Here is a 25,085-nt window from a genome sequence, read left to right as displayed (position 1 = left end):
CCCCCGTTATCGACCCTCCGCATCGTCCCGCCGCCGCTTGAGTGAAGCGGCGCGATACAACCGAGGTCTTGGGGGATCTTGCTGAATGTCACTTCGATCATCATTCAAATCTGCCTTTCACGAACTGCTCACATTGTCGGTCACGGTGTCGTTGCTCGCGTTCGCCGCTGCCGCGCCAAGCCTCGCGCACGACCACGGCTTCGACGACGATGACGACAGCTACGCCATCGGCCTTTGGGGCGACCTACCCTACTCCACGCTGCAGGCCACCGTCGGCGTCCCGAACCTGATCGCGGACATGAACGCCCACCGGCTGAAGTTCACGGCGCATGACGGCGACCTGAAGCAGGGCTCCAATTCCGCCTGCGATGCCGGCCTCTACGCCCAGGCGCTCGCCTTCTTCAACAGCCTGGAGGCACCGGCCATGTTCACGCCGGGCGACAACGACTGGGTCGATTGCGATCGCCCGTCGAACGGCGGCTTCAACTCGCGCGACCGGCTCGACTACGAGCGCAAGATATTCTTCTCGACACCGTTCTCGCTCGGCCAGCGCAAGCTGCGCCAGGAGGTGCAGACCGATCCGCTGTGCCTCAGCGCCAATGGCACCAAGGTCGGTTGCGTCGAGAATCGCCGCTGGACCCTCGGCCGCGTGACCTATGCGACGCTCAACATCCAGGGATCCTGCAACAATCTCTGCGACACCAACCCCGATCCGGACGAATACAATGCACGCAATACGGCCGTGATTCTGTGGATGCAGCAGACCTTCGCTGAAGCCAAGAGGCGCAATTCCGCTGCGGTGATGTTCATCACCCAGGGCAACCCGGGCTGGGACCAGGCCGACCCGACGCGTGCGCCGCTGCGCGATCCCAAGACGCTCGCCGAAACCGACGGGCAGCCCGATGGCTTCGTCAGCTTCCTGACTGCGCTGCGTACCGAGGTCGAGGCGTTCCGCAAGCCGGTCGCCTACGTCCACGGCGATTCCCACTACTTCCGGATCGACCAGCCGTTCCTCAACGCTGCCGGCCAGCGGCTTGAGAACTTCGTTCGCGTCGAAACGTTCGGCGACAATCAGGGCAATGGCAACAACGACGTGCGCTGGCTCAAGGTGACCGTCGATCCGCGCAGTCGCGACGTGTTCTCCTTCCAGCCCGTCACGGTGCCGGCGAACCGCACCGCCGTGCCGGCGCCGACCCGCAACTGAGCCTCATGATGACCGGGTCGTCCAGCCTGGCTGGGCGACCCTTGTCTTTCGCCGAGCAGCGCTGCAGTCGGACTCAACCGAGCGACCGCAGCCAGGCCAGCCGCGCGATCGCCTGCGACGCCAGCCGCTGCATGAGACCGAGCCGGTCCGATTCGGTCGCTCGCTCCCCATGCTCCAGATACGCGTCCGCCAGCGCTTCCGCCAGCACGGCTGCATCGGCTTGCGCGAGCCCAGCCGGCAGGCGCAACAGGCCCGCAACGTCCGATGCCATTGCCGCGGCTTCGCGCGCAAGCTCGCCCACGCGATCTGCCGGGCGGCCTGCGGCGCGCGCCGCCATCGCGTCGAGCAGCTCGGCGAGTCGACGCTCCAGCCGGCCGGCGTCGATCGTGCCGGCGTCCGACGCCACTGACGCCGCGCGCCTGGCGTCGGTCTCAAGATGATAGGCACGGCGCCGCTCCTTGCGCAGCGTCGCGACATGACCGAGCTCCTCCCGCGCCATGGCCTCGGACGCCCTCTTGACCTCGGGAACATCGTTAAATGCGGCGAGATAGGACCAGAACGCAAAGGCCCGTTCCTCGTTGCGCACCGCCATCGACAGCGCGCGGTAAGGAGTCATCAACCGCGAATCCTGAATTTCGCGCGCGGCGCCGGGCTCAAAGGTCTCCGGCGGCCGCCAGCGCACCAGCGACGCATCGGGGGCACGCCCCGTACGCGCTTGCGACCATTGCGCGACACTGTCGACATGCTCGCGCTCGGCCGCAGCCAGCCTCGCGAAGACGTCGGCCAGATCGAGCCGGCCTTGACGCTGCATCTCTCCGGACAGCTCGTCGTAGCGATCGGCCGCCTCCTGCTCCATCGCATTCGCGAGCGCGAACAGCTCGTCGATCGAATGCAGGTTCCCGGCCGGTTCCGACTTGAGCGAGAGCGTGCGTGACAACAACATATAATAGTCCGCCTGATTGTCCGGGCCTGTTTGATCCAGCGCAACGTCCGTCGGATTGCGACCCACTAGACAACCGGCACGATAAGGAGTCAATTTAGCCTGACTCTATCTCAGGGATTGTCAATGGCGACGATCCTTCCTTCCCGAAACAGTCCTGACTGGAATACGGCTCCTTCGTGGGCCGGCCGTTCCGCTTGAGGTGATCATGGTTGCGAGTGATGTCGCCACCAATCGGTGGCGCATGCCTGCTATCTTGGTAGCAATCCTCATCGGGCTCTGCGCCATCGCGGCCCCGCGCGCAGCACATGCGGCCGGCGATCTCGCAACCTACCTCTCGAAGATCACGCCGGGCGATCTCTTCCCCAATGCGGACCGTTTCGGCGTGCCGCAAGGCGAGCCGCCGATCATCCCGGTGTATCGCGGCGATCAGCTCAAGGGTTACGTCTATCTCAACTCCGATTTCGCCAATTCCGTCGGCTATTCGGGCAAGCCGATCCACATCCTCGTCGGCATCGATCCCAAGGGCGTCATCACCGGGCTGAAGCTGGTCGATCACAAGGAGCCGATCGTGCTGATCGGCATTCCCGAGCCACGCATCGTTGCCGCACTCAACGGCCTGCTCGGCAAGGACATGATGCCGATTGCGCAAGGCGCAGAACACGCGCCGCAGGCCGACATCGTCTCAGGTGCAACGGTCACCGTGCTGGTGATGCACGACAGCATCGTGCGCGCGGCCACGCGCCTGATCCGCAGCGGCCGCATCGGTGCCGGCGCTGCGGCGAGCGCCGCCGCGGCAAAGCCGGGCGTGACCAAGACGGTCGATCCCGACAAGAGCGAGATCCGCGACTGGAGCAGCCTGCTCGGCGACGGCTCGGTGCGGCGCCTGCACCTCAGCATCGGCGACGTCAACGATGCGTTCGCCAAGTCGGGCAATGCGGCGGCCGCGCAAAATCCGGAGCCCGGCGATGCCGGCGACACCTTCGTTGATCTGTATGTGGCCATGGTCAGCGTGCCCACCATCGGCCGCAGCCTGCTCGGCGACGAGGGCTATCAGCGACTCAAGCAGCGATTGCAGCCCGGACAGCAGGCGATCGTCGTCGCCGGCGACGGCATCTACTCGTTCAAGGGCTCCGCTTATGTCCGAGGCGGCATCTTCGACCGCATCGAGGTGCTGCAGGAGGGCGGAAGCACACGGTTCCGCGACAAGAACCACATGCGCCTCGGTGCGCTGGCCGCGGCCGGCGCCCCTGCCCTGCGCGAGATCGGACTGTTCGTCACGCCGCCCGAATTCACGCTCGACCCGACCGAGCCATGGCAGCTCCAGCTCCTGGTGCAACGAAGCACAGGCAGCCACGACAAGGCGTTCCTGACTTTCGATATCGACTACACGGTGCCCGACGCCTACTTGAAGCAGCAGACGCGCCCCGCTGTGCCGGCAGCGAAGGCGACGACCGCACGTCCCGCCCCGGCCACGGCGCAACCGGTCGCCGACGACACCGAAGAGCCGTTATGGATGCGCATCTGGCGCTCGCAGATGGTCGCCATCGGCATCACCGCGCTGGCGCTGGCCGTGCTCACGGGGATCTTCTTCTTCCAGAACGTTCTGGTGCGCCGTCCCCGGCTCTACACCTGGGTCCGCCGCGCCTATCTCCTGTTCGTGCTGGTCTGGCTCGGCTGGTACGCCAACGCCCAGCTCTCGGTCGTCAACGTCGTCACCTTCGTCAACGCGCTGCTGACCGGCTTCCATTGGGAGTTCTTCCTCGCGGCGCCCTTGATCTTCATCCTGTGGGCGGCAACGGCGGCTGGACTGCTGTTCTGGGGCCGCGGGCCGTTCTGCGGCTGGCTCTGTCCGTTCGGCGCGCTGCAGGAGCTCACCAACACAGTGGCAAAATGGCTCAAGGTGCCGCAGATCACGGTACCCTGGGGTCTGCATGAGCGTCTCTGGCCGATCAAATACATCATCTTCCTCGGCCTGTTCGGCCTGTCGCTTTATTCGGTCGCGCTCGCCGAACAGGTCGCGGAGGTCGAGCCGTTCAAGACCGCGATCATCCTGAAATTCTCGCGCAGCTGGCCGTTCGTGCTGTATGCCGCGGCGCTGCTCGGCATCGGCCTGTTCATCGAACGCTTCTTCTGCCGCTATCTCTGCCCGCTGGGCGCGGCACTGGCGATTCCCGGACGCATCCGCACCTTCGAATGGCTGCGTCGCTGGAAGGAGTGCGGCTCGCCCTGCCAGCGCTGCGCCAAGGAATGCCCGGTGCAGTCGATCCATCCCGAGGGACACATCAACGTCAATGAATGCATCTACTGCATGCATTGCCAGGAGCTCTACTACGACGATCAGCGCTGCCCGCACATGATCCAGGTCCGGCTCAAGCGCGAGAAATTCGAGGCGATGTCATCGCCGTCGATGCGCGCCGCGAAATCCGGTCCGAAGACCGTGATCACCCATGCCGGCCAGCCGATGGCGGCGACGGCCCCCTCCAACGATCTCACCCATCCATCATAAGGAGACGACGATGGCGCAAGACGACGACCAGACAAAAATCAGCCGCCGGCAGATCGTCGGCACCGCCGCACTGGGCGCGGCCGGCGTAGCCGGCAGCATTGGACTTGGCAAGAGCGTCGAGACCGCGCCGGCCGCCGCGCAACCACGTTCGGCCCAGGGCGCCGGCAAGGCGGAGGTCGCCCCCGGCGAGCTCGACGAATACTACGTGTTCTTCTCCAGCGGCCAGACCGGCGAGCTGCGGATCATCGGCATGCCGTCGATGCGCGAGCTGATGCGCATCCCCGTCTTCAACCGGTGCAGCGCCACCGGCTGGGGCCAGACCAACGAGAGCCGCAAGATCATGACCGAGGGGCTGCTGCCGGAGACGCGCGAGCGGCTCAAGGACAGGCTCGGCATCTGGATGAACGGCGACTGCCACCATCCGCACATGTCGTTCACCAATGGCACATATGACGGCCGCTACATCTTTATCAACGACAAGGCCAACACCCGCCTCGCGCGCATTCGCACCGACGTGATGAAATGCGACAAGATCATCGAGCTGCCGAACCAGTACACCATCCACGGCATGCGGCCGCAGAAGTTCCCGCGCACCGGCTACGTGTTCTGCAACGGCGAATATGAGGTGCCGCTACCGAATGACGGCAAGGTGCTCGACGACAAGTCTAAATACTGGTCGATGTTCTCGGCCGTCGACGGCGATACCATGAAGGTTGCCTGGCAGGTGATCGTCGACGGCAATCTCGACAACACCGATTGCGACTACCAGGGCAAATATGCCTTCTCCACCTGCTACAACTCGGAAAAGGGCGTTACCTTGGCCGAGATGACGGCAAGCGAGCAGGACTGGGTGACGATCTTCAACATCAAGCGCATAGAGGAAGCCGTCAAGAAGGGCGACTTCAAGGAGATGAACGGCGTTCCCGTCATCGACGGCCGCAAGGGCTCGCCCTACACGCGCTACGTTCCGGTCTCGAACAGCCCGCACGGCCTCAACACCGCCCCCGACGGCATCCATGTCGTCGCCAATGGCAAGCTGGCGCCGACGGTCACGGTGATCGACGTCCGCCTGATCGACAACCTGTTCGACGACAAGATCAAGCCGCGCGACGTCGTCGTGGCCGAGCCGGAGCTCGGCCTCGGGCCGCTGCACACCGCCTTCGACGGCCGGGGCAATGCCTACACTACGCTGTTCCTCGACAGCCAGGTCTGCAAATGGAGCATCGATCTCGCCAAACGAGCCTTCAAGGGCGAGAAGGTCAACCCCATCATCCAGAAGCTCGACGTCCACTATCAGCCGGGCCACAACCACGCCTCGATGGGCGAGACCAACGAAGCCGACGGCAAATGGCTGCTGTCCTTGAACAAGTTCTCCAAGGACCGCTTCCTGAATGTCGGGCCGCTGAAGCCGGAAAACGACCAGCTGATCGACATCACCGGCGACAAGATGGAGCTGGTGCACGACGGCCCGAGCTTCGCCGAGCCGCACGACGCCGTCATCGTGCACCGCTCCAAGCTCGAGGGCCGCGTGACCTCGATCTGGAAGCGCGACGACCCGTTCTTCGCCGACGCCCGCAAGCAGGCCGCAGCCGACGGCGTCACACTGGAGAGCGACGCCAAGGTGATCCGCGACGGCAACAAGGTGCGCGTCTATATGTGGTCCAGCGCGCCCGCCTATGCGCTCGAGAAGTTCGAGGTCAAGCAGGGTGACGAGGTGACCGTCTATGTCACCAACATCGACGACGTCGAGGATCTGGTGCACGGCTTCTGCATCGTGAACTACGGCGTCAACATGGAGATCGATCCGCAGCAGACCTCATCGGTGACGTTCATCGCCGACAAGCCCGGCGTGTACTGGTATTTCTGCACATGGTTCTGTCACGCCATGCACATGGAAATGCGCGGACGCATGCTGGTCTCGCCGCAGAACGCGTGAGCGATGCGGCGCATGCGCCATATCAAGACTCTGGGGCTGGCGGCGCTCGTCGTCGCCGGCCTGCCCTTCCGCGCAACAGCGGCGACACGACAGATCGCGGCCGATATTGCCGACTTGCAGGGCGTCCTCGATCGCGCCGCCGACGGCGATGAGATCGCGCTGGCCGCAGGCACCTATCGTGGGCCGCTGCGGATCACCCATCGCCTGACACTGACAGGCGCGCACGGCGCGGTGATCACCGGCGATGGGCATGGGAGCGTCATTACCGTCACGGCACCGGGTACCGTCATTCGAGGCTTCGTCCTCAAAGGATCCGGCCGCTCGCTCGAGAAGATGGATTCCGGCATCTTCGTCGACCAGGGCGCGCACGACACGCTGATCGAGAACAACCGGATCGAAGGCAATCTGTTCGGCGTCTATCTGCACGGATCAGCCAATGCCATGGTCCGCCACAACAGCATCATCGGCCTGCGCGCGACGCTGCCCGGCGGCACCGGCAATGGCGTTTCGGTCTGGAACGCGCCGGGCGCCAAGGTGATCGACAACGACATCCGCTATGGCCGCGATGGCGTGTTCGCCATTACCAGCCGCAACAACACGTTCAGCCACAACCGCTTCAGCGAGCTGCGCTTTGCCGTCCACTACATGTACGCCAATGACGGCGAGATCACCGGCAACGTCTCGGTCGGCAACATCATCGGCTATGCGATGATGTTCTCGAAGAACCTGGTCGTGAAGGACAACGTCTCAGACCACGACCGCGATCGCGGCATGCTGTTCAACGCGACCAACGGCTCGCAAATCTCCGGCAACAGCGTGATCGGCGGCTTGCAGCCGGCGGAGCGCTGGGCGACCGCCGAGAACCGCGGCACCGACGAAGGCGTGCCGCTGACCGACAAGAGCGTGTTCACGCCGAGCGGCGGCGTCCGTCCCGGCCCCGAGAAATGCGTGTTCATCTACAACACGAACAATAATCGTATCACCAATAACTGGTTCGAGGGCTGCGAGATCGGCGTGCACTTCACCGCCGGCTCCGAAGGCAACGACATCCGGGGCAATGCCTTCGTCAACAACGCCAGCCAGATCAAATATGTCGGCACCCGCCATCTCGACTGGTCGAAGAACGGCCGCGGCAATTACTGGAGCGACAATCCCGGCTTCGACCTCAACGGCGACGGCGTTGCCGACACCGCCTACCGGCCGAACGATCTGATCGACCGCGTGCTGTGGACGGCGCCGGCCGCCAAAGTCCTGATCAACAGCCCGGCCGTGCAGGTCATCCGCTGGGCGCAGGCGCAGTTTCCGGCGATCCTGCCCGGCGGGGTGGTCGATAGCCATCCGCTGATGTCGCCACCGCCGGCGCGCCGCACTGCCGCCGGGAGCAGCGCCCGATGAGCGCGACCGTCCATATCGCCGACGTGATCAAGCATTACGGCAAGGTCGAAGCCGTCAAGGGCGTGTCGTTCGATCTCGCGGCCGGAGAGATGGTGGCCCTGATCGGCCACAACGGAGCCGGCAAGACCACGCTGATGAAGATGATGCTCGGCCTGATCCGGCCGACCAAGGGCACGATCGCGCTGCTCGGCGAAAACCCGGCCGCCGGCGAGTTCTCCTCGCGGCGTCGGCTCGGCTATCTGCCGGAGAACGTCGCGTTCGATGCCGCGCTCACCGGCCGCGAGACGCAAACCTTCTACGCCCGCCTCAAACGCGAGCCGGTGAGCGGCGCACTGGCGCTGCTCGATGTCGTCGGGCTGGGCGACGCTGCCGGGCGCCGCGTCAATACCTACTCGAAGGGCATGCGCCAGCGGCTTGGCCTGGCGCAGGCGCTGATCGGCCGGCCACGCGTGCTGCTGCTGGACGAGCCGACCACCGGTCTCGATCCCGAACTGCGCCAGACGTTCTACGAGGTGATCCAGAAGCTCGCCGCCGAGGGCACGACGGTGCTGCTGTCATCGCATGCGCTGACCGAGCTGGAGGAGAGGGCCGGCCGTGTCATCATCATGAACAAGGGCCTCAAGGTCGCCGACGGCACGCTCGACGAACTGCGCCGCCTCGCGCGACTGCCGACTCGGATCCGGGTCAAGGTCGCTGACCTGCCGCTATCCGGCCGGCCCTCGTGGCTGCCGGAGGCGACCTCCTATCGTCGGATCAACGGCCACATTGTCGAGATCGACGCGGCGCCGGACGAGAAGATCGCTCTGCTGCGCCGTGCGACGGCCGAGGGCGCCGCCGTGCAGGATCTCGAGCTCATCCCGCCCAGCCTCGACGAGCTCTACGCGCATTTCCTGCGCCACGCGGAGCGTTCGCAATGAATGCCGTGATCACCATCGCCGCGAAGGAAATCCAGCAGGCGATCCGCAACCGCTGGGTGCTGGCGTCGACCCTGCTGCTGGCAGGGCTCGCGCTGTCGCTGACCTTTCTCGGCAGCGCGCCGACCGGCACCGTGGGCGCGCGCGCGCTCGACGTCGTCATCGTCAGCCTGTCGAGCCTGACCATCTTCCTGATCCCGCTGATCGCGCTTCTGATCTCGCACGACGCCATCGTTGGAGACATGGAGCGCGGCACCATGCTGCTGCTGCTCAGCTATCCCGTGGCGCGCTGGCAGGTGCTGCTCGGGAAGTTCCTCGGACATCTTGCCGTGCTCGCCTTCGCGACCTGCCTCGGCTATAGCGCCGCCGCGGTGGCGCTGCTGATCGCCGGCAGCCACTTCGACAGCGACGGGCTCACCGCCTTCGCCGCGATGATCGGCTCCTCCGTTCTGCTTGGCGCGGTGTTCGTCGCGATCGGCTATCTGGTCAGCGCAGTCGTGCGCGACCGCGGCACCGCAGCGGGTGTCTGCATTGGCCTGTGGCTCGCGCTCGTCCTGATCTACGACATGGCGCTGCTCGGCCTTCTGGTCATCGACCAGGGCCGCAACGTCTCCGGCGGCCTGCTCAGCGCGCTGCTGCTGCTCAACCCGACCGACGCCTACCGGCTGTTCAACCTGACCGGCTTCGCCAATGTCAGCCTGTTCTCCGGCATGGCCGGGCTCGCCGGCAGCAGTACGCTGTCGGTTGAGGTGCTGCTCACCGCGTTGGTGCTGTGGACGTTGGTGCCGCTCGCAGGCGCCGCGCTGGCCTTCTCCCGGAGAGAGCTATGAAACGCCTCGCTTACGCCGGCGCGCTCATCGTCGCCTTTGCGCTCGCCGCCTGCAACGACAAGCAGGCCGCCGCGCCGCCGCCGCCGGTCAAGCTGACGGCGGAGGCGATCGGGCATTATTGCGGAATGAACCTGCTCGAGCATTCCGGCCCCAAGGGACAGATCTTCGCCGCCAGCCTGATCGAGCCGGTGTGGTTCTCCTCCGCGCGCGACGCCATCGCCTTCACGATGCTGCCCGACGAGCCCAAGGACATCCAGGCGATCTACGTCTCCGACATGGGCAAAGCCGCGAGCTGGGACAATCCGGGCGCCGACAATTGGGTCGAGGCGCGCAAGGCGGTGTTCGTGATCGGCAGCCGGGTCAGGAGCGGCATGGGCAGCGACGAGGCGGTGCCGTTCTCGGATCGGAGCGCGGCCGAGCGATTCGCTGCCGAGCACGGCGGCCGCATCGTCGGCTTCACCGAGGTGCCGCGCGACTATGTGCTGAGCTCGCCCGACGACAACGCCGGCGCGATCGAGCCGGGCCACAAGGACACGCCTGAGGTGCAACGATGACAAATCAGCTCTCGCGTCGGCGCTTCATCCGCATCAGCGCCGCATTGGCGGGCCTCGCGGTCGCTCCTTCCAGGGCGCATGCGGCCGACAGCACAAGCGGACTGGTCGAATGGCGCGGCACGCTGCTCGGCGCCGTCGCCACGATCAAGCTTCATCACCGCGACCGGCAAGAAGCCGAACAGCTGATCACGGTCTCGATCGGCGAAGCCCGGCGGCTCGAGCGCCTGTTCAGCCTGTATCTGGAGCAATCGGCGCTGGTGACGCTGAACCGCACCGGCGTGCTGGTGGACCCCGCGCCCGAGCTGGTCGACATCCTCACACGCTCGCAGCGCTACGCCGCGATGACCGACGGCCGCTTCGACCCGACCGTGCAGCCGCTGTGGACGCTCTACGCCGATCATTTTTCGCGCCCGGATGCCAATCCCGACGGCCCGCCGCAGGCGGCCGTGCAAGAGGCGCTGACGCGGGTCGGCCATCAGCGGCTCGGCGTCAGTCGCGATCGCATCGTCATGCCGCGCGGCATGGCGCTCACCCTCAACGGCATCGCGCAGGGCTATGTCACGGACAGGATCGTCGAGCTGCTGCGCGGCGAGGGCGTACAGCACAGCCTGGTCGACATGGGCGAAGCCCGCGCCATCGGCGCACGGCCGGACGCACGGCCCTGGGAGGTCGGGATCGCCGACCCTGACAATCCCGATCGGATCGCCGCGATGCTACCGATCATCGATCGGGCCGTATCGACGTCAGGCGCCTATGGCCTCCGCTTCGATCCACAAGGCCGCTTCAATCATCTGTTCGATCCGCACAGCGGCGGCTGCGCGCAGCGCTATCGCAGCGTGACCACGGTCGCCGGCAACGCAACGGCGGCGGACGCGCTCTCGACCGCGTTCAGCCTGATGTCGGAGCCCGAGATCCGTGCGCTGCTGCCCCGCACCGAGATCGAACGTGTTCACCTGATCGACGCGGCTGGAGCCGCAGTCGACCTCGTCGGCTGAGTCCGTCTCGTCTGCCGTCGGATCGCAATCGGGAACGTCGCATCAGCTAGAATCGTGCGGCCATCTCGGCGAGCCGCCTGTGCGCCCGCTCACGTGCGGCGGCGGTGTGCGTGGCCGGTCCGCTGGTCGGCCCGATCGCCACGAAGTGGAGGTCGCGAAGACCCATGAAGCGCAGCGCCTCGCGCAAATAGGGCGTCGCGAGGTCGGTCCGCCCCCGGCTGATGCCGGTGGTGAAGTCGCCGCCGCTGGCGAGGATCACCAGCGTCGGACGATCCTTCAGGAGCGGCAGGTAGCCACGCGACGGATCGAAGCGAAAGGTGAGGCCCGGCTGATTGATGATGTCGAGCCAGTGCTTGAGTTTGTAGGGAATGCCGAAATTCCACATCGGCGTCGAGATCACGACGCGCTCGGCCAGATCGAGCCGCACCGCCATGCGTTCGGCCGCCGCGAACGCCTCGCGCTGGCCGTCGGTGAAGGCGCGGCCGCCCATGCGGGCATACTTCGCCTGCAAAATCTCACCGTCGAACTCCGGCAGATTCTCGCGCCACAGATTCATCTCGTCGACGTCCCATCCCGGCCGCGCCTGCCTGAAGCGGTCCAGGAAGGCGCGCGCGCCGGCGCTGGATTCCGAATCCGCCCGCGGCGAGGCGACGAGATGCAGCAGCTTTGGCATGCCTCACCCAAGTGCCCTGATCACCGCGTCGGCCGTGGTCACGACAGCAACATTCTGCATGGCGAAGTTGATCGACGCATTGTGCCAGTCCGCGTTCATGGTCGAGCAGCAATCCTCCGGCACCACCATGAAGTAGCCCTTGTCCGCCCCGGTCCGCGCGGTGTGCTCGACCGACATGTTGGTCCAGGCGCCGGTGTTGATGATGACGTCGCGCCCGGTGGCCTTGAGAATGGTCTCGAGCCGCGTGCCCTCCCAGGCGCTCATCCGCATCTTCTCGACGACGAAGTCCCCGCTCCGCGGCTCCAGCCCCGCGACCGGCGCGGCCCCCCAGCTGCCGCGCACCATCGCCTTGCTGTCGACCAAACCCTCGAACAACGGCGCGTTCAGGGTCACGCCGGGGGCGCCGGGCTCGACCACGAACCAGACGTGAATGATGACGACGCCGCGCGCGCGGGCGGCCTCAGCGAGCCGCCGGACATTGTCGATAACACGCTGCTGCCTGGCGTGCCCAGGCGCTCCGGACACGGCGAAGGCGCCGCCATCCATGATGACGTCGTTCTGCAGGTCCTGGATGATCATGGCGCAGCGGCGCGGGTCGAGCTGCATGTCGCCAGCAGCGAGCTGCGGGGCCGAAGACGCGGTGGCCGGCGCGGCGTTGCTGCCAGTCCGCCCGCTCATATACGGCTCGTGGCGCGGACCGATCTTGGTTGCGATCGCGTAGACCGAATGCGTCGCGGTCAGATAGAGCGTGCGGAAATCAGCCCCGCCCCAGGCGAGGTTGGCGACGAGCTCTGGCACGTGGACCTTGCCGAGCAGCTCGCCGCCGGGCGCGTAGACCCAGACGCCGCCGGGAGCGGTGACCCAGACATTGCCGCGCTGATCGCATTTCATGCCGTCGGGCACGCCGGGCTCAAGCTCGGAACGGATGCCGCTTGCAAAGATGCGTCCGTTCAACAGCGCACCATCGCCGCCGACGTCGAACACGCGGATCACCGCCTGCACCGTGTCGTTGACGTAAAGCAGTTTCTCGTCCGGCGAAAAGCACAGCCCGTTGGGCTGGTCGAACAGATGGCGGTCGACGAGCAGCCGCGGTGGCCCGCCGCCCGGCGCCACCCGGTACACGCCCTGGAAGCCGAGCTGGCGCGGCCGTTCCACGCCATAGACCGGCATGCGGCCATACCACGGATCGGAGAAGTAGATCGCCCCGCTCGAGTGGACGCACACGTCGTTGGGGCTATTGAGTTCCTGGTTCTCGAAATGCGACGCCAGGATCTCGCGGCGGCCGTCGGGACGCTCGCGCACCAGCGACGACGTCGCGTGTTCGCAGACGATCAGGTTGAGCTCGGCATCATAGGTCATGCCGTTGCACTTGTTCGAGGGCCGCCGCATCTCGACCACGCCGTGCTTCGCATCCCAGCGGCGGCGGACATCAGCCGGCATGTCGGAGAACAGCAGGAACTGCTCGACGGGATGCCAGATCGGCCCCTCCGTGAACTCGAAGCCGGTCGCCACCTGCGCCACCGGCGCGTAGGGGTCGACCAGGGTCTCGAACTCAGGGCGCAAGGTCACGTGTGTCATCGTTGTGCCTCGTGCGGATCACGCCGGGAACCAGTGCCGCTGCGGCAGCGACTGCACGATCGGACCCGGCACCTGGTCGTGCAGCCGCCCCGTTACGACGCCGCCTTCGATCTTGGCGGGACGATCATGCACCGGCAGCAGATAGCGCGAGCTCGACAACAGCTTCTTGATCGCCGCCTTCTCGGCACGCTTGGTGGTGCCGTGATTGCCGGTGGTGCGCGGCTCGCCATCCTGGATCTCGTTGAACGGCGTCACGATCTGGTCGTTGAAATCGTAGATGACGTCGCCGCAGATGGTGGCGATGCCGTCGGCGGTGTGGACGTGGATGTTCATCGAGCCCTCGGTATGGGCGTTCGCAACATCGCAATAGACGCCCGGCATCAGCTCGACCGGGCCGGTGAGCTCGAGGTCGAGGAAGCGCAGCGCGCTCTTGGTGTGCAGCCGGTCGATGAGATGCTTGATGTCCGGCGCCGGATATTGCGGATGCATCAGGCCGGAGACGGAGTATTCGAGCTCGCGGCGGTTGAGCACGACCGTCGTGTTCATCGGGAACAGGTCGTCCTTGCCGGCATGATCGATGTGCAGATGGGTGTGGCAGACATAGCGGACGTCGCCCATGCGGACGCCGTGGCGCGCCAATTGGTTCTCGATCATGTTCTCATGGTACTGCAGCCCGCGCATGCCCAGCGTCTCCATGATCTGGTTGGAGCGGTAGCCGGTATCGACCACGACCGGATACGGGCCGCCCAGGATCAGGAAGCCGAGCGTCAGCACCCGGCGGGTGCGGCCGCAATCACGACCGAGCACGAGGAAGCTCGATTCGAGCTCGATGTCACCATAGTCGAGAATCTTGATTTCCAGCGCCATGAGCGTTCCCTGTTGCTTTTGTTGTCATTGCAGGCGGTATCATCCCAGCCGATAGACGCGCTGCGCCGTCCCTCCCATGACCTGCGCGCGCGCGTGCTCGCCGAGGTCTTGGATGGCAGCCTCATAGGCTCCCACCAGTACGCGATAGTCGGTCCAGAGCTTCTCGATCGGAAAATTCGAACCGAACAGGCAGCGCTCGGGGCCGAACATCCCGATCGTCTCCCGCACCACGTCGGCAACATGCGCCGGATCGTTGCGGCGAATGAAGGTGCCGAGGCCCGAGAGCTTGCTGACGACGTTGCTGCAGTTCGCCAGCCGCTGCATTCCGGCTCGCCATTGATCGCGACCATGTGCGGACAGGTCCTCCAGCATGCCGGCGTGCTGAAGGATGAAAGTCACGGACGGACAGCTCTCGGCAAGCGCCGCGGCGCCAGCCATCTGCGGCGCGAAAACCTGCAGGTCGAAGGACCAGCCGTAGTCGGCGAGCCGGGCGATGTTGGCGCGGATATGGTTATCGCTGCAAAGGTCTGGTGACGAAGCGAAACGATAGAGCGGGTTCTCATGCCAGTGGAGCTGCATCCGGACCCCGCGCAGCAGCGGGTAGCGCGCCAACCGGTCGAACTGCGGCCGCGCATCGTCGACGCTCAAATCGGCATAGGCGACGATCGCATGCGGAAAGCCATGCTGCTCAGAAGTTCGCTGCACCCAGGCGGCCTCGTCCTCGAAGCCGTCCTTCGCCCAGTTGGTCTGCACATAGACCGACTTCCTGACGCCGCTGCCGGCGATGTCGTCGAGATATTCCCCGATCGCGTAGTCGCGCCGGATCGGCTCGTAGGGGCCAAAAATCCGCGGCTGCATCGGCCCGACCAGCCAGGGCAGATCGGCCTGACGCCAGATGTGATGATGCGCATCGACATATCCGGTCATGCCGCCCTCCTCTGTGCCAGCGACAGCACATGCGCGACGATGGCCTCGTCCGACCCGCCGGCTGCGATGTCGTCGACGAATGGCGCGATCGCCTGCAACGCTTCGGTCTGAGGCTTGAAGCCGGGCCCCGTCGCGAGCGGCGTCAGCCAGCTCAGCCGCCACGCGCGCAGCGACAGCTTCCACACGGCATCACGGAGCACGTGATGGTCACCACGCTCGAGCCCATCCGAGATGACCAGCACGGCGGCGCCCCGCGCGTAGGTCGAGAACCGCGGCACCGCGAGGAAGGCCTGCAGCGCCTCGCCGATACGCGTGCCGCCGTCCCAGTCGCTGACGAGATGAGAGGCAGCGAGCAGCGCCTGCTCGCGCCGCTTGAGCCGCAAGGGCCGCGTCACGCGTGTCAGCCGTGTCCCAAGCGTGAACACCTCGGCCTGGGGTACGGCCTGCACCATCACGTGGGCGAGCCGCATGTTGTCCTCGGTCCGCGCCTTCATCGAGCCGGAGACGTCGATCAGCAGCAGCAATCGTCGCAATCGAGGTCGTCGCTTCAGCCGCCGCAGCGACAGCACCTCACCGTCGCGCCTTACGCTCTCACGCAGGGTCCGTCGCAGGTCGACGAAACTGCCGCGCCGCACGCGCATGCGCCGATGGCCGCGCCGCTTCGGCAGCTTGGCACGCGCCTGGCGCGCGAGACGCTGCAGGACGTTGCCGCCTGTGGTCGCAGCCAAGCGGCGCGCGACCAGCGCCTCGGCACGCGTGGCCGCCAGACCGGACTCGTTCTGCTCCTCGGCGATATCGGGATCGACAGCGCCGCTCCCTTCCTCCTGGAGACGCACGACATCATCCTGCCTGTCGCTCTCGCCGAAGGCCGTCGCCTCGGCAACGCCGAAATGGATGTCGAACAGCAGATTGTAGGTCGCAAGCCGCTCGGGCGGCGGCGCCAGGGTCGCCGTCCCGGCCCGCCGGATATCGTCGAGGCTGGTCGGCCCCAGCAGTTCGATCGCAGCGAGAAAGGCGGTGGTCTGCTCGGGTGCGATCGCGAAGCCGTTCCGCCGCAGCAGCGCAGCGAACGTCACGAAGATCTCAGTCACCTGCGGCAGGCGGGGCTCGCTCATGTCATCGCCTCCGCGAGCATCGCATCGAGCCGCGGCGCGATGAAGGACAGATCCTCCTCATCCTTCAGCGCGACGCCAATCGCGCGCTTGAACGCATCGGGCCAGCGTGCGCCGGTCTGGTTGAGCAGCGTCGCCGCCTCCGCCCAATCAACCGCCTCGGCAATCCCGGGCGCCTTGCTCAGCGGCTCGCGCCGCAGCTTCGCCACTGCAGCCACCACGGCCCGCGCGGTCGCTTCGGCAACACTGGAGGCCCGCATCATCACGATCCGCGCCTCGCGCTCCGCATCGGGATAGTCGATCCAATGATAGACACAGCGGCGGCGCAGCGCTTCGTGCAGGTCACGAGTCCGATTCGAGGTCAGCACCACGATCGGCCGCTCGGCGGCACGGATCGTGCCGCGCTCTGGAATCGAGATCTGGAAGTCGGAGAGGAATTCGAGCAGGAACGCCTCGAACTCCTGGTCGGCGCGATCGATCTCATCGATCAGCAGCACCGTCGAGTCGGGCGCACGCAGGCAGGCCAGCATCGGCCGCTCGATCAGGAACGTCTCACCATAGATGTCGATGCTCTCCTCGCCGGCCTGGCGGATCGCGAGCATCTGGCGCGGATAGTTCCACTCGTAGAGCGCCGCCGCGGCGTCGATGCCTTCGTAGCATTGCAGCCGGATCAGCTTGCGGCCGAGCACTGCAGCGATCGCCTTCGCCGCCTCGGTTTTTCCGACGCCGGGTGCGCCTTCCAAGAGCAGCGGCTTGCCCAGCGCGAGGGCGAGATAGGCCGCGGTCGAGAGCCCGTCATCGGCGAGATAGTAGGCCGCCCGCAGTGCCTTTTCCAGCGCCTGCGGCGAGTCGATGCCGACGATGTTGCTGCGGACCACCATGCTGCGTCACCGCCGCGTCTGTGGCCGGGCGCCACCCTGGGCCCTGATCGCGCGCAGCACCTTCTCCGGCGTGATCGGCAGCTCGTCGATGCGCACGCCGACGGCGTTGAAGATCGCATTTGCGATGGCAGGGAGCACCGGATTGGCGCACATTTCGCCAGGGCCCTTGCCGCCGAACGGCCCGTCGGGCGCCGGCCGCTCCAGCACGGCGATGTCGTGCGGACAGATGTCGCCAGGTCCCGGCATCAGGTATTCGACGAAGTCGCGCGGTCCTTGCTTCGGGTCCGGGTAATACGGCTCCGTCGTCTCGTAGAGCGCGTGGCTCATGCCCATCCAGGCGCCGCCGACCAGCTGCTGCTCGACGAGGCGGGGATTGAGCGCGCGTCCCAGCTCATAGGTACTGTCCATCCTGACCACACCGACCTCGCCGGTCTCGTCATCGACCTCGACCTCGGCAACGAGACACGCATGCGCGTAGCAGGTCGCCGGGGACATTTCGCCGGTCTCAGGATCCACCTCCGACAGCGGCACCAGGAAGATGCCGCGGCCGGAGATCGTCTTGCCCTGACGGAACTGCGCGGCGATGGCGACGTCCTTCACCGAGATCGAGCGATGCGGCGCGCCCTTGACGTGAATGTTGCCGCGGCCATCGGTCTCGAGATCGCTGGCGTTGACCTCGAGCTCCTCGGCCGCCGCCTCCATCATGACGCCGCGCGCCTCCTTGGCGGCAGCCATCACGGCATTGCCGACGCGATGCGTGCCGCGCGAGGCGAACGAGCCCATGCAATGCGGGCCGGTGTCGGAATCGGCGGTGTCGACATAGACGTCCTCGACCGGCACGCCGAGCGTCTCGGCGCAGATCTGCCGCGTCACCGACTTCATGCCCTGTCCGAGATCGATCGAAGACAGCGCCACGGTGAACTTGCCGCTGGGATTGGAGTGCACCAGCGCCTGGCTCGGATCGCCGCCGAGATTCATGCCGATGGGATAGTTGATCGCCGCCATGCCGCGACCGCGGTGCCTCGTCATGTCAGCGCCTCCTCGTGCCGAATACCGACGAGAACCGCGTCGCGCCGTGTGCGGGAGCCGGTGCCGGGCCCTGTGGGGGTGGTGACGGTGGCTCAGGAGGTGGAGAAACCGGGAGCCCTCGGTCGTAGCTCGTGCGCTGCTGCGACGGCACAGGCCGCGCGCTCACCGGCTCACGTGGCGTGGAGGGAACGGCCGCCCGCGCTCCGCCGCCATCCTTGCGCGAGGACATGCGCCGGAACTCCTCCCGGATCGGCCACTTGGCCTTCTCGGCCGCGACCTGGACGCATTCGATCAGCGCGGTGTTCTTGGCCTCGCGGCGATGCGCCTTCATGTCGCCGTCGCGATAGGCGTTGAGGATGCGGAACTCCATCGGATCCATGCCGATCAGATGCGCGAGCTTGTCCATCTGGCATTCGAGCGCGAAGTCCATGCCGGTGATGCCGAAGCCGCGCATCGCGGTGGCCGGCGTGCGGTTGGTGAAGATACAGTAGATGTCGCCATGGACGTTCGGCATCGTGTAGGGCCCCGGCAGGTGCGCGGCACATTTGACGACCGCGTAGCTCGACAGCCGCGTATAGGCGCCAGAGTCGAAATAGCCGCGGATCTGGCGCGCCACGATGCGGCCGTCGCGCATGACCCCGTCCTTGATGTAGATGCGCTCGGCGCCGCGGGGCGGCCCGAACTGCATCTCCTCCTCTCGCCCGAGCACGTAGCGCACCGGGCGCCCCGTCAACATCGCAGCGAGAATGGCGAGCGGCTCGGTCAGCGTGTCGACCTTGCCACCAAAGCCGCCACCGACCGTGCCGCCGATGAAGTGGAATGTGTTCGACGGCAGATCGAGGATCTTGGCGCAGGTGTCGAGCGAGAAGAACAGCGCCTGGGTCGAGGTATAGACCACGTAGCGGCCGTTGGTGTCGGGCGCGGCTATCGAGCCGTTGGTCTCGACCGGCGCATGCTCGATCGGAGACATCTGGTAGCGCTGTTCCAAGACATGATCGGCGCCGGAGAAGCCACGCTCGACGTCGCCGAAGCGCAGCTTCTGATGATCGTAGCGCTCGTGATAGGTGAATGTGTTCTTCGGATAGGACTCGTTGACGACGGGCGCCCCCGGCTTTAGCGCCTCCTCGACGTCGAACACCGCCGGCAAGGTCTCATAGTCGACGCGTACCCTGGCCGCCGCCTCGGCCGCCGCGCGCGGCGTCTCGGCGACCACGGCGACGATCGGCTCGCCGCGGTACCGCACCTTGTCGACGGCGAGCGTCGGTTCGTCGTCCTTGCCGAAATTGATCAGGCTGAGCAGCGTATTCAGATTGCGCGGCACGTCGGCGCCGCGGATGATCCGCCGCACGCCCTCGCTCCGCTCGGCCTCGCTGGTGTCGATGCGGCGCAGCCGCGCATGCGGCTGCGTGGATCTGACGACCTTCAGATGCAGCATGCCCTGCAGCTTGTGATCGTTGAAATAGGTCGAGGTTCCCGTGACATGGCCCAGCATGTCCTGGCGCTGGGTGCCCTTGCCGACCTCGTTGAGATTGTCGTCGCGCTCGTCGGCGAAGATGTCCTTGCGCAATTCCAGCATGGCGATCTCTCCTCACGCGCTCGCGCGCAGCGACGCGGCCGCCGCCAACACCGCATTGATGATCGGCTCGTATCCGGTGCAGCGGCAGATATTGCCGGAGATGGCCTCAACGACCTGCTCGCGGCTCGGCTGCGGGGTCTTGTCGAGCAGGGCCTTGGCCGCCATGATCATGCCTGGCGTGCAATAGCCGCATTGCGCGGCGAAGCCGTCGGCGAACGCCCGCTGCAGTGGATGCAGGTTCGGCCCGGCCTTGATGCCGTCGAGCGTTTCGACCGCACGGCCCTCGACGGACTCCGCCAGGGTCAGGCACGCGAGATGAGCATCGCCATCGATCAGCACCGTGCAGGCACCGCAGCCGCCCTGGCCGCAGCCGAATTTCGGCGTGACGTCGCCGATCATCTCGCGTAGCACGACCAGGAGGTTGGTGCCACCTTCGACGAACAGCGCGACGTCGCGGCCGTTGTGCCGGAATTGAAGGGGAGTCTTTGTCATGGCCTAGCTCTCCTGCCCCGACAACAGCCGCCGCAGATGCACGCCCGCGACCTCGCGGCGGTACCACGCGCTGGCCAGCGAATTGTCCGTGGGAGCCGTCCCCTCGCCCGCCGCCGCAGCCGCCGCGCTGATCGCGGTCGCATCGAGCGGCCGGCCTTCGAGCGCGCGCTCGGCCGCCTTGGCGCGGATGGCGGTCGGGGCCATCGATCCCAGCGCGATCCGGGCCCCCGTCACGCGACCGCCGCCGAGGGGAACATGCGCCGCGATCGTGATCACAGATCCGCCCTTCGGCTTGATGCGGGCGATCTTGCGATACCGGAACGCATCCACCGATGCCGGCCGAATGCAGGAGACCGCGACGACCAGCGCACCAGCCTGGCGATCGCGCGACTGCAGAAACTCTTCCAGCGGCATGTCCCTGACGCCGAAGCCGCCCTGCACCGAGACCGTGCCGTCCAGCGCCAGCAGCGCCACGGTGAAATCGCCGAATGGCGCAGGCGCGAACAAATTGCCGCCGACGGTGCCCATGTTGCGGACCGCCGGCCCGCCAATCGAGCGCGCCGCCGGATGCAGGAACGCAAGCTCGCGCTCGGCCAGCACGCGGGCAAAAGTGACCGCGGCGCCGATGCGGATGCGCGCGCCCGCCGCATCGATGCTCTGCAGCGCGCGGTCGGTCGCGCGGACCACGGTCGCAATCGAGACGTCGCCTTCGTTCAGATCGCGCATCACCAGCGTGCCGCCGCCGAGATAGCGGGCTGCGCGATCGGACGACAGCGCCGACGCCGCGTCGCTCGCGGCCTGAAACGTCTTCACCGTGACCGGCATCGGTTCACCTCTTGCTCATGCCGCCTGCTTCAGATGCGATCGGATCGCCTCGAAGCCGGCCTGGTAGATGTCTTCCGCCACCATGCGCGTCAGAGCCTCGGCCTGCTCGGGCCGCGTCGTGAAGCGGCTCTCCCAGTGCCAGAAGGTGCGATCACCATCGGTGACCGGCAGCAGCCGGACATGGGCGACGTAGTTGAACAGCTGGATCGGCGTGTCGAGCAGGCAGTAGCTGAAGCTCTGTTCGAGATCGGACAGCGCCAGCAGTTGCTCGCGCAACTCCGACCCGTCCTTGAGCCGGAAGCGCCTGACGCAGCCGATCTTGTCGGACGTCTGCGAGCGCTCGATCGCCGAGGTCGCCACCGCCGGGTGCCAGCGATCATGACCGTTGAAGTCGCGCAGCACCTCCCACACCCGGTCAGTCGGCGCGTCGATGATGGTGCTCTTGACGACGTGCGGCACGGCGTCAGCCTCCGAACGCCCGCTTGAGCGCATCGAAGCCGCCCTGGAACACGCCGCCGCCGATCGAGCCGGCCAGGTCGGCCTCGCGCTCCGGGGCGCAGTCGAACTCGGCGGTCCATTCCAAGAAGGTCTTGTCGCCGTCGGTAACCGGCGTCAGGCGCAAGGTCGCGACGTAGTTCGACACGCCCATCGGCGATTCCAAAATCGAATAGGTGCAGAACATGTCGTAGTCGGACAGGCCGAGCAGCTTCTCGCGGATGCGGTCGCCATTGCGCAGCCTGAAATCCCTGACACAGCCGATCTTGTCGGCGGGCTCGCCGCCCTCGATGCGGCTCTCGGCAATCGCCGGATGCCAGTTCGGCAGGCCGTTGAAATCGCGCACCCGCGCCCACACCCGGTCGTTGCGGGCATTGACGACGGTGGAGACGTAGACTCTCGCCATGGTGCCTCACCCCTTCTTGCGCGGACCGCGGTCGGCTGGCGGCTCCGATGGGCTGGCATCATTTGCTCCACCTCCGCCGCCTGCATCCTTGCGCGCGGACGTCTCTTTCCGGATGCCCTGCATGTCCCTGGCTTCGCGGATCAGGCCGGGCATCTTGGCGAGGCTGCCGCCCTCGACTCCGATGTCGGAGAGGATGGAGTCGATCAGCGGCGCCTGCACGCGGTAGCGCAGCGCGGAGTCGATCACCTCGTCGGTCGCGCTGCGGCCGCCATTGCCGTTGCCGCCATTGCCGTTCAAGCCGTCGACCTGCAGGATGCGGATGCCCTCGATCTTCTCCATCGGCTTGACGCTCTCGCGCACGATGCCCTCGATGCGGTCGAGCAGCTTGCGCCGGAACAGCGAGTAGCGCGCCTGATCGGTCAGGACGTTCTCGGCCTCGTTGAGCAGCTTCTGCGCTTCGGCTTCGACCGCGGCACGAACCCGCTCGGCCTCGGCCGCGATCCGCGTCTCTTCGGCCTGCTTCTCGGCGAGCAGCACCTCGACGGTCTTACGGCGGCGGGCGATCTCGCTCTCGCGCGCGGTGACCACTTTCTCTGCCGCTTCCGTTGCGCGCGTGCGCGCCTCCTCGGCCGCGACCTTGGCTGCGGATTCCTCCAGCGACTTCTGATACAGCGCGATCGCCTTCTCCATCAGCGCAGTCTCGACGTCCTTCTCGCGATTGACTTCGAGCTTGCGCAGCTCGCGCTCGCGGCCGATGCGGGCCTCGTCGAGACCGCGATCGGAGGCGATGCGGGCGCGTTCGACCTCCTCACGGGCCGCGATCTCGGCCTCCTGCAGCGACTGGACGCGCGCGACCTCGAGCTGCTCGATCGCCCGGCGACGCTCCAGCCGGACGGCCTCCAGCGCCTGCTCGCGCGAGATATCGGCGGTCTCGACCTGCTTGCGCGCGACGATCTCGGCTTCCTTGACCTGGCGATCCGCATCGATGCGCTCGGCGCGCTTGGCAGCGAGCTCGATCACGCGGGTTTCGTCGGCGAGCTCGATCGCCTTCTTCTGGTCGATGTTGAGCACCTCGCGCGTCCGCGACGAGGCGATGCGCTCGGCCTCCAGCGCCAGCTCGACCTCGATGCGACGCCGCTCGACCGCCTCCCGACGCTTCAGATCGGCGGCCTCGACGGCCTCCGTGCGCTCGATCTCCAGGCTGCGCGTCTCCTTCTCCGACTGGATCCGCTTGGCTGTTACAGCCAGCTCCTGGGCGATGCGGGCCGCTTCGATCGCCTCGCGCGAGGCGATGTCGGCCTCCTCGATGGTCCGGATGCGCGCGATCTCCAGCGCACGCACCCGCTCCTCCTGCGCGATGCGGCTGGCTTCCGTCGCCTCGCGCGCGGCGATGCCGGCGATCTCGACGCCCTGGTTGCGCTCGATCTCCAGCTTGCGCGTGGCGTGCTCGGCAGCGATCCGTTCTGCCGACAATGCCTGCTCGCGCGCGATCCGGGCGGCCTCGACCGCCTTCTGCGCCTCGATCTCGGCCTCCTGGATGTTGCGCACCTGGGCAATCTCGGTGGCGCGGGTGCGCTCGTCGGAGCTGATGCGCTCCAGATTGACGGTCATGGTCTGCGCGATGCGCGCCTTCTCGGTCGCCTCGCGCGCGGCGATCTCCGCCTGCTCGACCGCGCGGGTGCGTTCGATCTCGCGGCGGCGTGTCTCCTCGTCATTGGCGATGCGCGCATCGGAGACGACGCGATCCTGCTGGATCCGCGCCTTCTCGACCGCCTCGCGCGCCGCGATCTCTGCTTCCTCGATGGTGCGGGTCCGCTCAATATCGCGTTGGCGCACCTCGCGCTCGGATTCGATCCGCGCGGCATCGATGGCCCGCTGATTGGCGATACGAGCCTTCTCGATATCCTCGCGCGCCAGCAGCTCCCTCTCTTCGACGGCACGCGTCCGCTCGATCTCGCGCTGCCGCGTGTCGCGCTCGGCCGCGATTCGGGCCTCGGCAATCGTCAGCTCGTTCGCGATCCGCGCCTTCTCGATCGCCTCGCGCGCCATGATCTGTGCCTGCTCGGCCTCGGTCTCGCGCAGCGCCCGCTCGCGCGCCACTTCCGTCCGCTGCAGGGCGCGGCGGATCTCGATGTCGCGCTCCTGCTCCAGCCGCGCCGTCTCGCTCTCGCGCTCGATATCGAGCGCCTCGCGCTCGGCTTCGAGGTTGCGGGTGCGAATCTTGATCATCGAGTCCTGCTCGATGTCGTTGCGCAGCTTGCGCTTGCTCTCGATGTCCTCCATCAGCCGCGTCAGGCCCTCGGCATCGAACCGGTTCGAGGGGTTGAAGAATTCGAGGTCGGTCTGGTCGAGATCGGTGATCGCGACCGATTCCAGCTCCAGGCCATTCTGCGCCAGCGCCTCGGAGGCGGCCGCCTTCACGCGGGACACGTAGTCGCCGCGCTCCTCGTGCATCTGCTCCATCGTCATCTCGGCCGCGACCGCGCGCAGGGCGGAGATGAACTTGCCGGAGAGCAACGCGTGCAGTTTTTCCGGTTCGAGCGTGCGCCGGCCGAGCGTCGCGGCCGCAATCGACACCGCTTCCCTGGTCGGCTGCACACGCACGTAGAAGTCGGCTTCGACGTCGACCCGCATGCGGTCACGCGTGATCACGGCGTCCTGCTTCGCGCGCGTGATTCCCATCGGCAGCACGTTCATGTTGACCGGCGTATAGTCGTGAATGAACGGCATCACGAAGGCGCCGCCATTGATGACGACGCGCTCACCCATGAAACCGGTTCGGACGAAGGAGACCTCCTTCGACGAACGATGATACAGCCAGTTGACGATGTAGACTGCGACCACGATGACGATGATCGCGATGATCAGCCAAAGGATCAGCTCACCGATCAGAACCCCGGACATCTCATTCCTCCCTCAGTCTCCGTCCGGCGAGCGTGGCGCCAGG

At 66.5% G+C, this 25,085-nt stretch carries 22 protein-coding genes; 8 read left to right on the top strand and 14 right to left on the bottom strand.

The window, feature by feature from the left end:
* Positions 1–85 precede the first annotated feature (85 nt).
* Positions 86–1,204, top strand: coding sequence for a hypothetical protein (locus tag QX010_RS16475; protein WP_316180592.1), 1,119 nt, complete (start codon positions 86–88; stop codon positions 1,202–1,204).
* A gap of 73 nt (positions 1,205–1,277) precedes the next feature.
* Here the strand turns inward: QX010_RS16475 and QX010_RS16470 are convergent, their stop codons facing one another.
* Positions 1,278–2,147, bottom strand: a complete 870-nt coding sequence (locus tag QX010_RS16470) for a ferritin family protein (RefSeq protein ID WP_316180736.1) — start codon at positions 2,145–2,147, stop codon at positions 1,278–1,280.
* A 205-nt stretch (positions 2,148–2,352) separates the two neighbouring features.
* On the opposite strand from QX010_RS16470, the gene QX010_RS16465 reads away from it, so the two are divergent.
* From QX010_RS16465 to QX010_RS16435, 7 genes are read left to right on the top strand one after another with little or no spacing between them, the layout of a single operon-like run.
* Positions 2,353–4,653: a 4Fe-4S binding protein gene (locus tag QX010_RS16465; protein WP_410051956.1), complete on the top strand. Its 2,301-nt coding sequence runs from the start codon at positions 2,353–2,355 to the stop codon at positions 4,651–4,653.
* 10 nt (positions 4,654–4,663) lie between these two features.
* Positions 4,664–6,589 carry a TAT-dependent nitrous-oxide reductase gene (nosZ, locus tag QX010_RS16460; RefSeq protein ID WP_316180588.1) on the top strand — a complete coding sequence of 642 codons (1,926 nt, stop codon included), beginning with the start codon at positions 4,664–4,666 and terminating at the stop codon, positions 6,587–6,589.
* A gap of 3 nt (positions 6,590–6,592) precedes the next feature.
* Positions 6,593–7,984 carry a nitrous oxide reductase family maturation protein NosD gene (locus tag QX010_RS16455; RefSeq protein WP_316180586.1) on the top strand — a complete coding sequence of 464 codons (1,392 nt, stop codon included), beginning with the start codon at positions 6,593–6,595 and terminating at the stop codon, positions 7,982–7,984.
* Positions 7,981–8,901, top strand: coding sequence for an ABC transporter ATP-binding protein (locus QX010_RS16450; protein ID WP_316180584.1), 921 nt, complete (start codon positions 7,981–7,983; stop codon positions 8,899–8,901). The genes QX010_RS16455 and QX010_RS16450 overlap by 4 nt, the downstream gene beginning before the upstream one ends.
* On the top strand, positions 8,898–9,728 hold the full coding sequence (locus tag QX010_RS16445) for an ABC transporter permease subunit (RefSeq protein ID WP_315802967.1): 831 nt from the start codon (positions 8,898–8,900) through the stop codon (positions 9,726–9,728). Before QX010_RS16450 ends, QX010_RS16445 begins: the two co-directional genes overlap by 4 nt.
* Entirely contained in the window at positions 9,725–10,282 is a 558-nt protein-coding gene (locus QX010_RS16440) for a nitrous oxide reductase accessory protein NosL (RefSeq protein WP_316180582.1), read from the top strand. The genes QX010_RS16445 and QX010_RS16440 overlap by 4 nt, the downstream gene beginning before the upstream one ends.
* Entirely contained in the window at positions 10,279–11,277 is a 999-nt protein-coding gene (locus tag QX010_RS16435; RefSeq protein ID WP_316180580.1) for an FAD:protein FMN transferase, read from the top strand. Before QX010_RS16440 ends, QX010_RS16435 begins: the two co-directional genes overlap by 4 nt.
* A gap of 46 nt (positions 11,278–11,323) precedes the next feature.
* On the opposite strand, the gene QX010_RS16430 is transcribed toward QX010_RS16435, so the two are convergent.
* The 13 genes from QX010_RS16430 to QX010_RS16370 are packed head-to-tail and all read right to left on the bottom strand — an operon-like array spanning position 11,324 to position 25,042.
* Positions 11,324–11,950 carry an NAD(P)H-dependent oxidoreductase gene (locus QX010_RS16430; RefSeq protein ID WP_316180579.1) on the bottom strand — a complete coding sequence of 209 codons (627 nt, stop codon included), beginning with the start codon at positions 11,948–11,950 and terminating at the stop codon, positions 11,324–11,326.
* 3 nt (positions 11,951–11,953) lie between these two features.
* A complete protein-coding gene (locus tag QX010_RS16425) occupies positions 11,954–13,528 on the bottom strand; it encodes an isochorismatase family protein (protein ID WP_316180578.1) in 1,575 nt (524 codons plus the stop codon).
* Between the two features lie 18 nt (positions 13,529–13,546).
* Complete coding sequence (locus QX010_RS16420; protein WP_316180577.1) at positions 13,547–14,395, bottom strand: MBL fold metallo-hydrolase; 849 nt, start codon at positions 14,393–14,395, stop codon at positions 13,547–13,549.
* Positions 14,396–14,434: 39 nt separating this feature from the next.
* Positions 14,435–15,322, bottom strand: coding sequence for an amidohydrolase family protein (locus QX010_RS16415; RefSeq protein ID WP_316180575.1), 888 nt, complete (start codon positions 15,320–15,322; stop codon positions 14,435–14,437).
* Positions 15,319–16,437, bottom strand: a complete 1,119-nt coding sequence (locus QX010_RS16410) for a VWA domain-containing protein (RefSeq protein WP_316180573.1) — start codon at positions 16,435–16,437, stop codon at positions 15,319–15,321. The genes QX010_RS16415 and QX010_RS16410 overlap by 4 nt, the downstream gene beginning before the upstream one ends.
* On the bottom strand, positions 16,434–17,315 hold the full coding sequence (locus QX010_RS16405) for a MoxR family ATPase (RefSeq protein ID WP_315802959.1): 882 nt from the start codon (positions 17,313–17,315) through the stop codon (positions 16,434–16,436). The genes QX010_RS16410 and QX010_RS16405 overlap by 4 nt, the downstream gene beginning before the upstream one ends.
* Positions 17,316–17,321: 6 nt before the next feature.
* Positions 17,322–18,344 carry a xanthine dehydrogenase family protein molybdopterin-binding subunit gene (locus QX010_RS16400; RefSeq protein ID WP_316180571.1) on the bottom strand — a complete coding sequence of 341 codons (1,023 nt, stop codon included), beginning with the start codon at positions 18,342–18,344 and terminating at the stop codon, positions 17,322–17,324.
* 1 nt (position 18,345) lies between these two features.
* Positions 18,346–19,920, bottom strand: a complete 1,575-nt coding sequence (locus QX010_RS16395) for a xanthine dehydrogenase family protein molybdopterin-binding subunit (RefSeq protein ID WP_316180569.1) — start codon at positions 19,918–19,920, stop codon at positions 18,346–18,348.
* A gap of 12 nt (positions 19,921–19,932) precedes the next feature.
* Positions 19,933–20,412 (bottom strand): (2Fe-2S)-binding protein, encoded by a 480-nt coding sequence (locus QX010_RS16390; protein WP_316180567.1) that lies wholly within the window; start codon positions 20,410–20,412, stop codon positions 19,933–19,935.
* A 3-nt stretch (positions 20,413–20,415) separates the two neighbouring features.
* Positions 20,416–21,237, bottom strand: a complete 822-nt coding sequence (locus QX010_RS16385) for an FAD binding domain-containing protein (RefSeq protein ID WP_316180565.1) — start codon at positions 21,235–21,237, stop codon at positions 20,416–20,418.
* Positions 21,238–21,252: 15 nt separating this feature from the next.
* The gene (locus tag QX010_RS16380) at positions 21,253–21,696 is read right to left on the bottom strand and encodes an SRPBCC family protein (protein ID WP_315802954.1); all 444 of its coding nucleotides are present in this window, start codon (positions 21,694–21,696) and stop codon (positions 21,253–21,255) included.
* 4 nt (positions 21,697–21,700) lie between these two features.
* Positions 21,701–22,138: an SRPBCC family protein gene (locus tag QX010_RS16375; protein ID WP_315802953.1), complete on the bottom strand. Its 438-nt coding sequence runs from the start codon at positions 22,136–22,138 to the stop codon at positions 21,701–21,703.
* Positions 22,139–22,144: 6 nt separating this feature from the next.
* Complete coding sequence (locus tag QX010_RS16370; RefSeq protein WP_316180563.1) at positions 22,145–25,042, bottom strand: flotillin family protein; 2,898 nt, start codon at positions 25,040–25,042, stop codon at positions 22,145–22,147.
* Positions 25,043–25,085 lie beyond the last annotated feature (43 nt).

The organism is Bradyrhizobium sp. SZCCHNRI1009 (assembly GCF_032487575.1).
Taxonomy (GTDB): Bacteria; Pseudomonadota; Alphaproteobacteria; order Rhizobiales; family Xanthobacteraceae; genus Bradyrhizobium.
Note: the sequence above shows the minus strand (reverse complement) of the source record. Positions and strands in the feature narration are given on the sequence as shown.